Annotated in this window: 11 protein-coding genes and 1 pseudogene; 10 read left to right on the top strand and 2 right to left on the bottom strand. The window is 71.9% G+C overall.

Annotation, left to right across the window (positions count from 1 at the left end; all coding sequences use genetic code 11):
• Positions 1–3: 3 nt before the first annotated feature.
• From serB to AWC19_RS06845, 7 genes and pseudogenes are all read left to right on the top strand, one after another.
• The gene (serB, locus tag AWC19_RS06875) at positions 4–1,239 is read left to right on the top strand and encodes a phosphoserine phosphatase SerB (RefSeq protein WP_085077313.1); all 1,236 of its coding nucleotides are present in this window, start codon (positions 4–6) and stop codon (positions 1,237–1,239) included.
• The gene (locus AWC19_RS06870) at positions 1,239–2,111 is read left to right on the top strand and encodes an ABC transporter ATP-binding protein (RefSeq protein ID WP_142281031.1); all 873 of its coding nucleotides are present in this window, start codon (positions 1,239–1,241) and stop codon (positions 2,109–2,111) included. The genes serB and AWC19_RS06870 overlap by 1 nt, the downstream gene beginning before the upstream one ends.
• 50 nt (positions 2,112–2,161) lie before the next feature.
• Positions 2,162–2,953, top strand: coding sequence for an NUDIX hydrolase (locus tag AWC19_RS06865; protein ID WP_085077367.1), 792 nt, complete (start codon positions 2,162–2,164; stop codon positions 2,951–2,953).
• Positions 2,950–3,630: pseudogene (locus tag AWC19_RS06860) on the top strand (enoyl-CoA hydratase); the annotation flags it as partial. The gene AWC19_RS06865 and the pseudogene AWC19_RS06860, both read left to right, overlap by 4 nt.
• A gap of 13 nt (positions 3,631–3,643) precedes the next feature.
• Positions 3,644–4,627 (top strand): class I SAM-dependent methyltransferase, encoded by a 984-nt coding sequence (locus AWC19_RS06855; RefSeq protein ID WP_085077310.1) that lies wholly within the window; start codon positions 3,644–3,646, stop codon positions 4,625–4,627.
• Positions 4,624–5,829: a class I SAM-dependent methyltransferase gene (locus AWC19_RS06850; protein ID WP_245848793.1), complete on the top strand. Its 1,206-nt coding sequence runs from the start codon at positions 4,624–4,626 to the stop codon at positions 5,827–5,829. Before AWC19_RS06855 ends, AWC19_RS06850 begins: the two co-directional genes overlap by 4 nt.
• A 70-nt stretch (positions 5,830–5,899) precedes the next feature.
• A complete protein-coding gene (locus AWC19_RS06845; protein ID WP_085077309.1) occupies positions 5,900–6,583 on the top strand; it encodes an esterase in 684 nt (227 codons plus the stop codon).
• Positions 6,584–6,670: 87 nt separating this feature from the next.
• On the opposite strand, the gene AWC19_RS06840 is transcribed toward AWC19_RS06845, so the two are convergent.
• Positions 6,671–7,945, bottom strand: a complete 1,275-nt coding sequence (locus AWC19_RS06840; protein ID WP_245848779.1) for an outer membrane protein assembly factor BamB family protein — start codon at positions 7,943–7,945, stop codon at positions 6,671–6,673.
• A gap of 144 nt (positions 7,946–8,089) precedes the next feature.
• Between AWC19_RS06840 and AWC19_RS06835 the strand changes: the two genes are divergently transcribed.
• Positions 8,090–8,827: an acyltransferase gene (locus tag AWC19_RS06835; protein ID WP_085077307.1), complete on the top strand. Its 738-nt coding sequence runs from the start codon at positions 8,090–8,092 to the stop codon at positions 8,825–8,827.
• A 107-nt stretch (positions 8,828–8,934) separates the two neighbouring features.
• Here the strand turns inward: AWC19_RS06835 and AWC19_RS06830 are convergent, their stop codons facing one another.
• Positions 8,935–10,263: a cryptochrome/photolyase family protein gene (locus tag AWC19_RS06830; protein WP_085077306.1), complete on the bottom strand. Its 1,329-nt coding sequence runs from the start codon at positions 10,261–10,263 to the stop codon at positions 8,935–8,937.
• A gap of 228 nt (positions 10,264–10,491) precedes the next feature.
• Between AWC19_RS06830 and AWC19_RS06825 the strand changes: the two genes are divergently transcribed.
• Together AWC19_RS06825 and fni are read left to right on the top strand one after the other, a co-directional pair.
• Complete coding sequence (locus AWC19_RS06825; protein ID WP_085077305.1) at positions 10,492–10,995, top strand: TspO/MBR family protein; 504 nt, start codon at positions 10,492–10,494, stop codon at positions 10,993–10,995.
• Complete coding sequence (fni, locus tag AWC19_RS06820; protein WP_085077304.1) at positions 10,992–12,035, top strand: type 2 isopentenyl-diphosphate Delta-isomerase; 1,044 nt, start codon at positions 10,992–10,994, stop codon at positions 12,033–12,035. Before AWC19_RS06825 ends, fni begins: the two co-directional genes overlap by 4 nt.
• The last annotated feature ends 6 nt before the right edge of the window (positions 12,036–12,041 follow it).

The following is a 12,041-nucleotide window of genomic DNA, read 5'->3' as shown; positions in this document are numbered from 1 at the left end:
CGGGTGAACGCGCCACTCAAGGTGTCGGTGCTGATCACCGTCACCGGCGTGGATCAGCCAGGCGTGACGTCGGCGCTCTTCGAGGTGCTGTCGCGCCACGGAGTCGAGCTGCTCAACGTCGAACAGGTGGTGATCCGGGGCCGCCTGACGCTGGGCGTGCTGCTGTGCTGCCCGCCGGAGGTCGCCGACGGCGCGTCGCTGCGCGGCGACGTCGAAAGCGCCATCCGCGCAAAGGGTTTGGACGTCAGCATCGAGCGCAGCGACGACGTTCCGATCATCCGCGAACCGTCCACCCACACCATTTTCGTTCTGGGGCGGCCGATTACGGCCCGGGCGTTCGGCGCGGTGGCCCGTGAGGTGGCCGCGCTGGGCGTCAACATCGATCTCATCCGCGGCGTGTCGGACTATCCGGTGATCGGCCTGGAGCTGCGCGTCTCGGTGCCGCCGGGGGCCGACGGCCCGTTGCGGACGGCGCTGACCCGGGTCGCCGCCGAAGAGGGCGTCGACGTGGCGGTCGAGGACTACAGCCTGGAACGCCGCGCCAAGCGGCTGATCGTGTTCGACGTCGACTCGACGCTGGTCCAGGGCGAGGTCATCGAGATGCTGGCGGCGCGGGCCGGCGCCCAGGGGGCGGTCGCCGCCATCACCGAGGCCGCGATGCGCGGGGAGCTGGATTTCGCGGAGTCGCTCGAGCAGCGGGTGGCCACGCTGGCGGGCCTGCCCGCCACCGTGATCGACGAGGTCGCCGACCAGCTGGAACTGATGCCCGGCGCCCGGACCACGCTACGCACGTTGCGCCGCTTGGGTTTTCACTGCGGCGTCGTCTCGGGCGGGTTCCGGCGGATCATCGAACCGCTGGCCGAGGAGCTGATGCTGGATTTCGTCGCCGCCAACGATCTCGAGATCGTCGACGGCGAACTCACCGGCCGCGTCGTCGGCCCGATCATCGACCGGGCAGGCAAGGCGCAGGCATTGCGCGACTTCGCGGAGCAGGCCGGGGTGCCGATGGCGCAGACCGTCGCCGTCGGCGACGGCGCCAACGACATCGACATGCTGGCCGCGGCCGGGCTGGGGGTGGCGTTCAACGCCAAGCCGGCGCTGCGCGAGGTGGCCGACGCGTCGCTGAGCCACCCGTATTTGGACACGGTGCTGTTCCTGCTGGGCGTCACCCGCGGCGAGATCGAGGCCGCCGATGCCGTCGACGGGCAGCTGCGCCGCGTGGAGATACCGCCGGACTAGTGGCGCAGGGAGTACGGCACGATGGTCGGGTGCCTGAGAACGGAAGCGAGCCGGCCGACCCCGACCTGCTGATCGACTTCCGCGACGTGTCGCTGCGGCGCGGTGGACGCACGCTGGTCGGGCCGTTGGATTGGGCCGTCGAGCTCGACGAGCGGTGGGTGATCGTCGGCCCCAACGGCGCCGGCAAGACATCGTTGCTGCGCATCGCCGCCGCGGCCGAACACCCGTCGACGGGCGTCGCGTTCATCCTCGGCGAGCGGCTGGGCCGCGTGGACGTGTCGGAGTTGCGCGCGCGGATCGGGCTGAGCTCGTCGGCGCTGGCGCAGCGGGTGCCCGGCGACGAGTTGGTGCGCGACCTGGTGGTGTCGGCCGGTTATGCGGTGCTGGGCCGGTGGCGGGAACGCTACGAGGACGTCGACTACCGCCGCGCCATCGACATGCTGGAAAGCCTCGGCGCCGAGCACCTCGCCGACCGCACCTACGGGACGCTGTCGGAAGGCGAGCGCAAACGGGTGCTGATCGCCCGCGCGCTGATGACCGACCCGGAACTGCTGCTGCTCGACGAGCCCGCCGCCGGCCTGGACCTGGGGGGCCGGGAGGAGTTGGTGGCCCGGCTCGCCGACCTGGCCGCCGACCCCGACGCGCCCGCGCTGGTGCTGGTGACCCACCACGTCGAGGAGGTCCCGCCCGGCTTCAGCCACTGCATGCTGCTGTCGGAGGGCCGGGTGGTCGCCGCCGGGTTGCTGCCCGACGTGCTGACCGCCGAGAACTTGTCCGCCGCGTTCGGCCAGCGGATCGCCCTCGACGTCGCCGACGGGCGCTACTTCGCCCGCCGGGTCCGCACCCGCGCCGCCCACAGGAGGCCCTCGTGACGTCATCGCAGGATCCGCCGCCCCTGGTTCCGCGCCCGGCCGCGACCGTGATGCTGATCCGCGAGGCCGAGCCCGGTTCGCAAGACGGCCTGGCCGTGTTTTTGATGCGCCGCCACTCGCGCATGGAGTTCGCCGCGGGAACCATGGTCTTTCCCGGCGGCGGCGTCGACGACCGCGACCGCGACGCCCACTTGGAGAGGCTGGGGGCGTGGGCCGGGCCGCGCCCGGCCTGGTGGGCGCGGCGGTTCGGCATCGAAGCCGACCTGGCCGAGGCGCTGGTGTGCGCCGCCGCCCGCGAGACCTTCGAAGAGTCGGGGGTGCTGTTCGCCGGGCCGGCCGACGACCCCGACAGCATCGTCGGCGACGCCTCGGTCTACCGTGACTCGCGCGGCGAGCTCGCCTCCGGCACACTGTCCTTCGCCGACTTCCTGCGCCGCGAAAACCTGGAATTGCGGTCCGACCTGCTGCGGCCGTGGGCCAACTGGGTCACCCCCGAGGCCGAGCGCACCCGCCGCTACGACACCTATTTCTTTGTGGGCGCCCTGCCCGAGGGCCAGCGGGCCGACGGGGAGAACACCGAGTCCGACCGCGCCGGCTGGACGACGCCGCGGGCCGCCATCGACGACTTCGCGGCCGGGCGCACCTTTTTGCTGCCGCCGACCTGGACGCAGCTGGACTCGCTGGCCGGTCACAGCGTGGCCGAGGTGCTGGCCGTCGAGCGCCAGATCGTCACCGTGCGGCCATGTCTGGAGATCCAGGGCGACAACTGGGTGTTCGAGTTCTTCGACTCCGACCGCTACCACCAGGCGCGCAAGTCCGGCGGCATGGGGTGGCGGCATTGAGGGAGTTCGTCAGCGTGGTGGTCAGCGACGGCTCGCAGGACGCCGGGCTGGCCATGATGCTGCTGTCGCGGCCGCCGACCAACGCGATGACCCGGCAGGTCTACCGCGAGATCGCCGACGCCGCCGGCGAATTGGCGCGCCGCGACGACGTCGCCGCGGTGATCCTGTTCGGCGGCCACGAGATCTTTTCCGCCGGCGACGACATGCCCGAGCTGCGGACGCTGACTCCCGGTGAGGCCGACGTGGCGGCCCGGGTGCGCCGCGAGGCCGTCGACGCCGTCGCGGCCATCCCGAAGCCGACCGTGGCCGCGATCACCGGGTACGCCCTGGGCGCAGGCCTGACGCTGGCCCTGGCCGCCGACTGGCGGGTCAGCGGCGACAACGCCAAGTTCGGGGCGACCGAGATTTTGGCCGGCATGGTTCCCGGGGGCGGCGGGATGGCCCGCCTGACCCGGGCCGCCGGGCCGAGCAAGGCCAAGGAGCTGGTGTTCAGCGGCCGGTTCGTCGACGCCGAGGAGGCCCTGGCGCTCGGCGTGATCGACGAGATGGTGGCCCCCGACGACGTGTACGACGCCGCCGCGGCGTGGGCGCGCCGCTTCCTCGACGGCCCGCGGCACGCGCTGGCCGCCGCCAAGGCCGGCATCAACGCCGTTTTCGACCCGCAACCGGGCGGCCGTTAGGCTGCCCTGCATGACCACGAGTACCGAGACTTCCGGCGACGCCGCACCTAAGGCCCGCGCCACCGCCGAGCAGGTGGAGGCCGCGCGGCACGACACCAAGCTCGCGCAGGTGCTCTACCACGACTGGGAGGCCGAGACCTACGACGAAAAGTGGTCGATCTCCTACGACCAGCGCTGCGTCGAGTATGCCCGGGGCCGCTTCGACGCCATCGTGCCCGCCGAGGTGATCAGGGAGTTGCCCTACGACCGGGCCCTCGAATTGGGCTGCGGCACGGGGTTTTTCCTGCTCAACCTGATCCAGTCCGGGGTCGCCCGGCGCGGGTCGGTGACCGACCTGTCGCCCGGCATGGTCAAGGTGGCCACCCGCAACGGGCGGTCGCTGGGCCTGGACATCGACGGCCGGGTCGCCGACGCCGAGGGCATCCCGTACGACGACGACACCTTTGACCTGGTGGTCGGGCACGCCGTGCTGCATCACATCCCCGACGTCGAGCTGTCGCTGCGCGAGGTGATCCGCGTGCTGCGCCCCGGCGGCCGGTTCGTCTTCGCCGGCGAGCCGACCAGCGTCGGGGACGTCTACGCGCGCCAGCTGTCCACGCTGACCTGGCGCGTCGCCACCAACGTCACCAAGCTGCCCGGCCTGCGCGGCTGGCGGCGCCCGCAGGCCGAGCTCGACGAGTCCTCGCGCGTCGCGGCGCTGGAGGCCATCGTCGACCTGCACACCTTCACCCCGGCCGACCTGGAGCGGATGGCCCGCAACGCCGGCGCGGTCGAGGTCCGCACCGCCAGCGAGGAGTTCACCGCCGCGATGTTCGGGTGGCCGGTCCGCACGTTCGAGGCGTCGGTGCCGCCCGGCCGGCTGGGCTGGGGCTGGGCGAAGTTCGCCTTCAACGGCTGGAAGGCCCTGAGCTGGGTGGACGCCAACCTGTGGCGGCGCGTGGCCCCGAAGGGCTGGTTTTACAACGTGATGGTCACCGGGGTCAAACCGTCCTGAGCCCCGATTCTGGGGGGCCGCGCTTCGGCATCGACGACGTTCGCTACCTGCGGTCCCAGGCGGGCGCCGCGGCGCTGGCGGCGGTGGCCGAGCTGGAGCTGACCGAGGCGACCCGCATCGCCGACGTCGCGGCGGTGCGCGACCGGTTCGGCGAGTCGGCGCCGATCCTGGTGGAGACCACGCTGTTGCGCCGCCGCGCCGCCGCGAAGCTGGGCGAGCTGGGTGACGTCTCGGGCTGGCTGTTCACCGACGAGGCGCTGCAGCAGGCCACCGCGGCGCCGGTGGCCCTGCACCGGGCGCGCCGGCTCGCCGGCGCCACGGGCGGTCCGGTGCACGACGCGACCTGCTCGATCGGCACCGAGGTGGCCGCGCTGCGCGCCGCGGGGATGCCGGCGGTGGGCAGCGACATCGACCCGGTCCGGCTGGCGATGGCGCGCCACAACCTGGGCGAGAGCGCGGGCCTGTGCCGCGCCGACGCGCTGCGCCCGGTGACCCGCGCCGCGGCGGTGCTGGTCGACCCGGCCCGCCGCGGTGCGGGACGGCGGCGCCTGCGGCTCGAGGATCACCGGCCCGGGCTCGGCCAGCTGTTTGAGGCCTACCGCGGCCGTGACCTCGTCGTAAAGTGCGCCCCCGGAATCGATTTCGACCGCGTCCGGCGGATCGGCTTCGACGGTGAGATCGAGGTGACGTCGTATCGCGGCTCGGTCCGCGAAGCGTGCCTGTGGTCAGCGGGGCTGTCGCGGCCGGGCGTCGGCCGGCGGGCCACCGTGCTGGATCGCGGCGAGGAGATCACCGACGCCGACCCCGACGACTGCCCGGTGCGGCCCGCCGGGCGCTGGATCGTCGACCCCGACGGCGCCGTGGTCCGGGCCGGCTTGGTGCGCCACTACGGCGCGCGCCACGGGTTGTGGCAGCTCGACCCCGACATCGCCTACCTGTCGGGGGACCGGCTGCCGGACGGGGTGCGTGGCTTCGAGGTGCTCGAGCAGTCGCCGTTGGACGAACGCCGGCTGCGCCGGGCCCTGTCGGCGCTGGACTGCGGGGCCCTCGAGATCCTGGTCCGCGGGGTCCGCGTCGACCCGGACGCGCTGCGGCGCCGGCTGCGGCCGCGCGGCGGCCGGGCCCTGACGGTGGTCATCGCCCGCCTCGGCGCCGGGGCCGCCGGTCGCCCGACGGCGTTCGTGTGCCGTGCCTCGCGATAGCGCGCGGGTACGCTGGTCGCCGTCACTTGCAGGCGCGCAGCCGATTCGGTCGACAAGGACGATTCTCACGATGCGTTATCTGATGGCGGTTGCGGTGCTGGCCGCCGCCATGGTGCCGGGCTGGCCCGCCGCGGCGGTGCCGCCGACGTGCGCCGAGCTGGGCGGCGCCGCCGAGGCGGGGCAGCTGTGTCACATCCAGACCACCGGCGCCGGCTACGCGCTCAACCTGACGTTTCCCGCCGACTATCCCGACGAGCAGGCGCTGACCGACTACATCACCCAGAACCGCGACGGGTTCGTCAACGTCGCGCAGACCTCCGGCGCCCGCGACCAGCCCTACCAGATGGTCGCCACCACCGAGCAGCACACCGCGGGCCAGCCGCCCCACGACACCCGCAGTGTGGTGCTGAAGTTCTTCCAGGACCTGGGCGGCGCGCACCCGTCCACCTGGTACAAGGCGTTCAACTACAACCTCGGGGCCAAGCGGCCCATCGCCTTCGACAACCTCTTTGCGCCCAACACCACGCCGCTGGATGCCATCTTCCCGATCGTGCAACGTGACCTGGAGCGCCAGAATCCTTTGGGCGTGGCCATCTTGCCCTCGACCGGGCACGACCCGTCGCACTATCAGAACTTCGCGATCACCGACGACCAGCTGATCTTCTACTTCGCCCCGGGCGAGATACTGCCGGCGCTCGCGGGGCCCCTGCAGGCGCAGGTGCCCCGCAACGCGATCCCGCCCCTGGCGGTCTAGGGCACAAAGCGCCAAACTTCTCGCACACCGTTCGGCCGCTGTCGCCTGCGATGACCCCGGGGCGTCGACTGCCGTTCCGTCGCGCGATCAGGCCGGCGCCAAGCCGTAGACCTGGCCGTCGCTGGTGGCGGCCACCAGCCGACGGTCGGTGCCCACCGACACCCCGACGGGGTAGCCGGTGGCCGCCGGCAGCGGATAACTGCCCAGGGTGTGGCCGTTGGACGGGTCGAAGGCCAGCACCGACATCCCGGGCGCGCCGTCGGCCGGCGGGCCGGCGGCCACGGTGTAGCCGACACCGCCGCCGGCCAGGCTCGACGACGACAGCGGCGTGACGTCGTCGCGTCGCCACACCGCGTCGGCGTGGTCACCGGCGTCCCGGAACGCCGCCAGCCGGGTGTCGGGTCCGCCGCCCGAGACGATCAACCCCTGCGGGGTGACCGCGGGCGGCGTCTGCGCCAAGAAGCCCAGCGGCGCCGACCATTTCACCTTCCCGTCGGCGGCCCTCAGCGCCCACAGGCGCTGGTCGCGGCCGTTGACGTAAACGGTCGACCCGTCGGCGGACAACACCGGGCTGGCGATGACGCCGGCGCCGACGGCGTCGCTGGTCCATTCCCGGGACAGCAGCGGCGTCTGGCCCGGGTGGTATTTCAGCGCGACCAGGCCCGCGGCCGGGGCGCCGGGCTGCCAGAGGCCCACCACCGCGGTCGCGGTGGCCGCCGAGAACGCCGGCGCCGCGGCGACCGGGCAGCCCGGGCGGGCCGGCGCGCAATCGGCCAGCCCGCGCGTCGCGTCCGTGGGGTCCACGCCGTCCACCAGGTCCAGGGCGCTGCCGACCACCTCGCCGCGGTGGGAGTCGAAGACCAGCACCTGACCCAGGTGGGTGACGACGAGCAGCTGGCCGTGCCCGAGGAATCGGGGGGTGGCGGGCATCCCGATCACCGGCTTGCGCCACCGCGTCCACTGCGTGACCGGAAACGACAAAAAGGCGCCCGGTTGACCGACGTAAACGTTGTCGAAGCCGTCGAACAGGGGGCCGGCGAACCCGCCGCCCTGGAACAGCCGGACGCACCAGCGCTGCCGGCCGCGGTTGTCGTTCTCCCACTCCATCAGCGAGCAGCCGGTGGGGGTCTGCGCGTTCAGGGCGAGGTAGCCGCGCGCGCTCACCGCCGGGCCGGCCGCCAGGCTGCCCTTGACCGAGCGCGTCCACCGCAAAGACAGCTTGGCGGCGCCCGCGGTCGCGGTGTAGCCGCTGTTGGCGGCGTCGGCGTATTGCGCGGACCAGCCCCGGGCGGCCGACGCGTCGACCCACGAGTCGGTGTTGCCGCATCCGCCGAGCCCGGCCGCGAGCGCGCCCGCGACCACCGCGGACGGCCAACGCCGGAGCCCACGAGGGAGATGTCGGGCAAGCACCTCGGGTTTCCAAGTCCTTCCGCGGGGCGTTGGGCGTCGGCAGGGATCGAGTACAGGTGAGGGTAACCTGTGGCCCCTCCGTTAGGCTTTTCGGCCATGACGACCATGTGGGGGGCCCCGCTCCATCGCCGGTGGCGTGGGTCGAACCTGCGCGACCCGCGCCAGGCCAAGTTCCTCACCCTGGCCTCGCTGAAGTGGGTGCTGGCCAACCGCGCCTACACCCCGTGGTATCTGGTGCGCTACTGGCGGCTGCTGAAGTTCAAGCTGGCCAACCCGCACATCATCACCCGGGGCATGGTGTTTTTGGGCAAGGGCGTGGAGATCCACGCGACACCGGAATTGGCGGAGCTCGAGATCGGCCGCTGGGTGCACATCGGGGACAAGAACACGATCCGCGCCCACGAGGGCTCGCTGCGCTTCGGCGACAAGGTGGTGCTCGGCCGCGACAACGTGATCAACTGCTACCTCGACATCGAGCTCGGCGATTCGGTGTTGATGGCCGACTGGTGCTACATCTGCGATTTCGACCACCGCATGGACGACATCACCATGCCGATCAAGGACCAGGGCATCATCAAGTCGCCGGTGCGGATCGGGCCCGACACCTGGGTGGGGGTGAAGGTGTCGGTGCTGCGCGGCACGTCCATCGGCCGCGGGTGTGTGCTGGGTTCGCACGCGGTGGTCCGCGGCGTCATCCCCGACTATTCGATCGCGGTCGGCGCGCCGGCCAAGGTGGTCAAGAACCGGCAGCTGTCCTGGGAAAGTTCGGCCGCCCAGCGCGCCGAGCTGGCCGCGGCGTTAGCCGACATCGAACGCAAAAAAGCGGCGCGCTAGCCGCGATCGCGAGCGCGGCGGAGCCGGGCGAAGCGGGTCGCGGTCATCGCACTAGCCGCGATCGCGAGCGCGGCGGAGCCGGGCGAAGCGGGTCGGCGGCTTCGGCCTCAGATGCTGCTGTAGCGGCGCAGCGCCTCGGCGCGTTCGGCGGCGTGGTCGACGATCGGCCCCGGATACCCGGGGGGTCGCTTGCCCCTGCGCAGGTGCGGGTCGTCGACCGAGCGCAGCTCGGGAACCCAACGCCGGACGTAATCGCCTGTGGGATCGAACTTTTCGGCCTGTGTGGTCGGGTTGAACACCCGGAAGTACGGCGCGGCGTCGGTTCCCGAGCCCGCGCACCACTGCCAGTTGTGTTGGTTGTTGGCCATGTCGCCGTCGACGAGCTGGTCGAGGAACCATGCGGCGCCCCACTGCCAGGGCAGGTGCAGGTCCTTGACCAGAAACGACGCGACGATCATCCGCACCCGGTTGGGTAGGAATCCGGTCTCGCGAAGCTGGCGCATCCCGGCGTCGACGAACGGAAACCCGGTGCGCCCGTCCTTCCATGCCTCGAACCGGACCTCGGCTTCGCCGCCGGTGTCCGTCTCGATCGCGTCGAACCCGCCGTTCCAGTTGCGCCAGGCGCTATCCGGCCGGTGATGCAGGACGTCGGCGTAGAAGTCGCGAAACGCCAGCTCCCGCAGGTACGCCCGCACCCCGTCGCCGCCCAGGTCAAGCCCGGCCACCATGGTGCGGGGATGGATGGTCCCGAACTTCAGGTGCGCCGACATGCGGCTGGTGCCGGCCACGTCCGGCCTGTCGCGATCCGCCGCGTAGCTCGCTAAGCCGTTGCGCTGGAACGACTTCCATTGCCGCAGCGCCGCCCGCTCGCCGGGCGCGACGTCGAGGGCGACGCCGGGATCGGGGATCTCGGCCCGCTCGATCGATAATTTTGCCGGATCGATCCAGCGCGCCGAGCCCGCGCCGGTTTGCGCCGGCGCCCGCCAGCCGGCCTCGCGCCACCGGCGCAGAAACGGTGTGAACACCTGGTAGGGCGAGCCGTCGTCCTTGGTCACCCGGCCGGGGGACACCAGGTACGGCGACCCGGTCGCGACCAACGGAACTTCGCGCAGCGCCGCGCGCACCCGTTCGTCGCGGCGCCTTCCGTACGGCGCGAAGTCTTCCGACACGTGCACCGAGGAGGCGCTGATTTCCCGGGCGATGCCCGGGAGCTGCGCTTCGGGGCGCCCGCGGGTCACCAGCAGCCGCCCGCCGAGGTCGTCGTTCAGTTGGCGCAGCGAGTCGCCGAGGAACTGCAGGCGGCGTCGGCCCGACGCTGCCTCCAGCCGCGGGTCCAGCACGAAGCAGGCCAACACCTCGCCGTCGCCTGCCGCGGCGGCGAGGGCGGGGTGATCGCCCAGCCGCAGGTCGCGGCGAAACCACAAAATCGATGGCACGATTCGGTCCTTTGACTTAAATCCGACAGAAATTTCAGTTTCTTAAATATTCATCTCGTTAATAAATGGGCGCCAGCCCGGTATGTTCGAGTTCCCGCTGGCCGCTCAAACCACACCCGGTGCCGACCCGGGCTCGTCGACGGATTACCCCGATTTCACGACGCAGTCCGAGTGATTGACGCCGACGCGGGTACCACTGACGGGAAGGCGCAAAGGAGAGCGAAACTGATGCGGATCTCGACATTGAGCGCGACCACCGTCGCGGTGGCGGCGGCGTCCACGGTCGGCGGCCTGGCCACCCGGCCGGCGGTTCAATCGACGTGGTACGCGCGGCTGCGCAAGCCGCCCTATCAGCCGCCGCGCGCGGTGTTTCCGGTCGTCTGGCCGGCGCTCTACGCCGACATCGCGGTCGTGTCCGCGGCCACCGCGGACCGGTTGCGGCACAACGCCGACCGGCCGGCGGCCCGCTCGTACCTGGCGGCGCTGATCGTCAACCTCCTGCTGAACGCGGGCTGGTCGTGGGTGTTTTTCAATCGTCGCCGGTTGGGCGCGGCGGTCGGGGTGAACGCCGCGCTGACGCTGAGCAGCGCCGATCTGGCCCGGCGCGCCATCGCGGTGCGCGGCAGGCCCGGGGCCTGGCTGGCGCTCTATCCAGCCTGGTGCGCGTTCGCCCTGGCGCTGTCGACCCACATCTGGCTGTTGAACCGCGACCGGCGCATCGACGTGTCATGACCGCCGACCGCGGCGAGCTCAGAGCCCGCAAACGCCGCCACATCGACGTGTGCCTCGACGGCGACGTGGGCTATCGGGGCCTGACGACCGGCTTGGAGCGCTATCGCCTGCCCTACAACGCCCTGACCCAGACCAGCCTCGACGACGTCGACCTGTGCGCCGGTTTCCTCGGCGCGCGATTGCGCGCCCCGGTTCTGGTGGGGGCCATGACCGGCGGGGCGGAGCTGTCGGGCACCATCAACCGAAACCTCGCCGCCGCCGCCCAACGGCTCGGCATCGGGATGATGCTGGGCTCGCAGCGGGTGATGCTCGACAGCGCGTGGGGAAAGCAGGCCGCCGCCAGCTTCGCCGTTCGCGACGTGGCGCCCGACGTGCTGCTGTTCGGCAACATCGGCCTGTCGCAGCTGACCAAGGATGCGGTGCCCGACATCGTCCGTGCGCTCAACCGGGTTGGCGCGAATGCCCTTGCGGTGCATACCAATCCGCTGCAGGAGGCGGTTCAGCGCAACGGCGACACGGATTTCGCCGGATCGCTGGACCGATTGCACGAGCTGGTCGACGCGCTCGGCTACCCGGTGCTGCTGAAGGAGGTCGGCCACGGGATCGGCGCCGCGGCGGTCGCCGAATTGCTGCGGTTGACCGGTGAGCCGCCGGTGGCGGCCATCGACGTGGCGGGCGCCGGCGGCACCTCGTGGTCGCGCGTGGAGCAACTGGTCCGCTACGGCGAACTGCGCTACCCCGACCTGGCCGACTGGGGTATACCGACCGCGCAAGCGTTGGCGGAGGTGCGGGCCGCGCTGCCCGATATCCCGCTGGTGGCCTCCGGGGGCATACGCACCGGGATGGACGCGGCCAAGGCGCTGGCCTTGGGCGCCGACGTGGTGGCCGTCGCCCGCCCGCTGCTGCGGGCCGCGATCGAGTCCGCTGCCGCGGTCACGGACTGGCTGCAGCGGTTCATCGACGAGCTCCGGATCTGCCTACATGGTTGCGGCGCGGCCGATTTGGCCGCCCTGCGCGATGTCGGCGCGATGCCGATCTAGGGGCGA

Origin of the sequence: Mycobacterium palustre, from assembly GCF_002101785.1 — a bacterium.
GTDB lineage: Bacteria > Actinomycetota > Actinomycetes > Mycobacteriales > Mycobacteriaceae > Mycobacterium > Mycobacterium palustre.
Note: the sequence above shows the minus strand (reverse complement) of the source record. Positions and strands in the feature narration are given on the sequence as shown.

Coding starts and splice junctions, on each gene's coding strand:
- fni (WP_085077304.1), top strand. CDS start 10,992: ATGACCGCCGACCGCGGCGAGCTCAGAGCCCGCAAACGCCGCCACATC.
- AWC19_RS06825 (WP_085077305.1), top strand. CDS start 10,492: ATGCGGATCTCGACATTGAGCGCGACCACCGTCGCGGTGGCGGCGGCG.
- AWC19_RS06865 (WP_085077367.1), top strand. CDS start 2,162: ATGCTGATCCGCGAGGCCGAGCCCGGTTCGCAAGACGGCCTGGCCGTG.
- AWC19_RS06835 (WP_085077307.1), top strand. CDS start 8,090: ATGACGACCATGTGGGGGGCCCCGCTCCATCGCCGGTGGCGTGGGTCG.
- AWC19_RS06845 (WP_085077309.1), top strand. CDS start 5,900: ATGCGTTATCTGATGGCGGTTGCGGTGCTGGCCGCCGCCATGGTGCCG.
- AWC19_RS06855 (WP_085077310.1), top strand. CDS start 3,644: ATGACCACGAGTACCGAGACTTCCGGCGACGCCGCACCTAAGGCCCGC.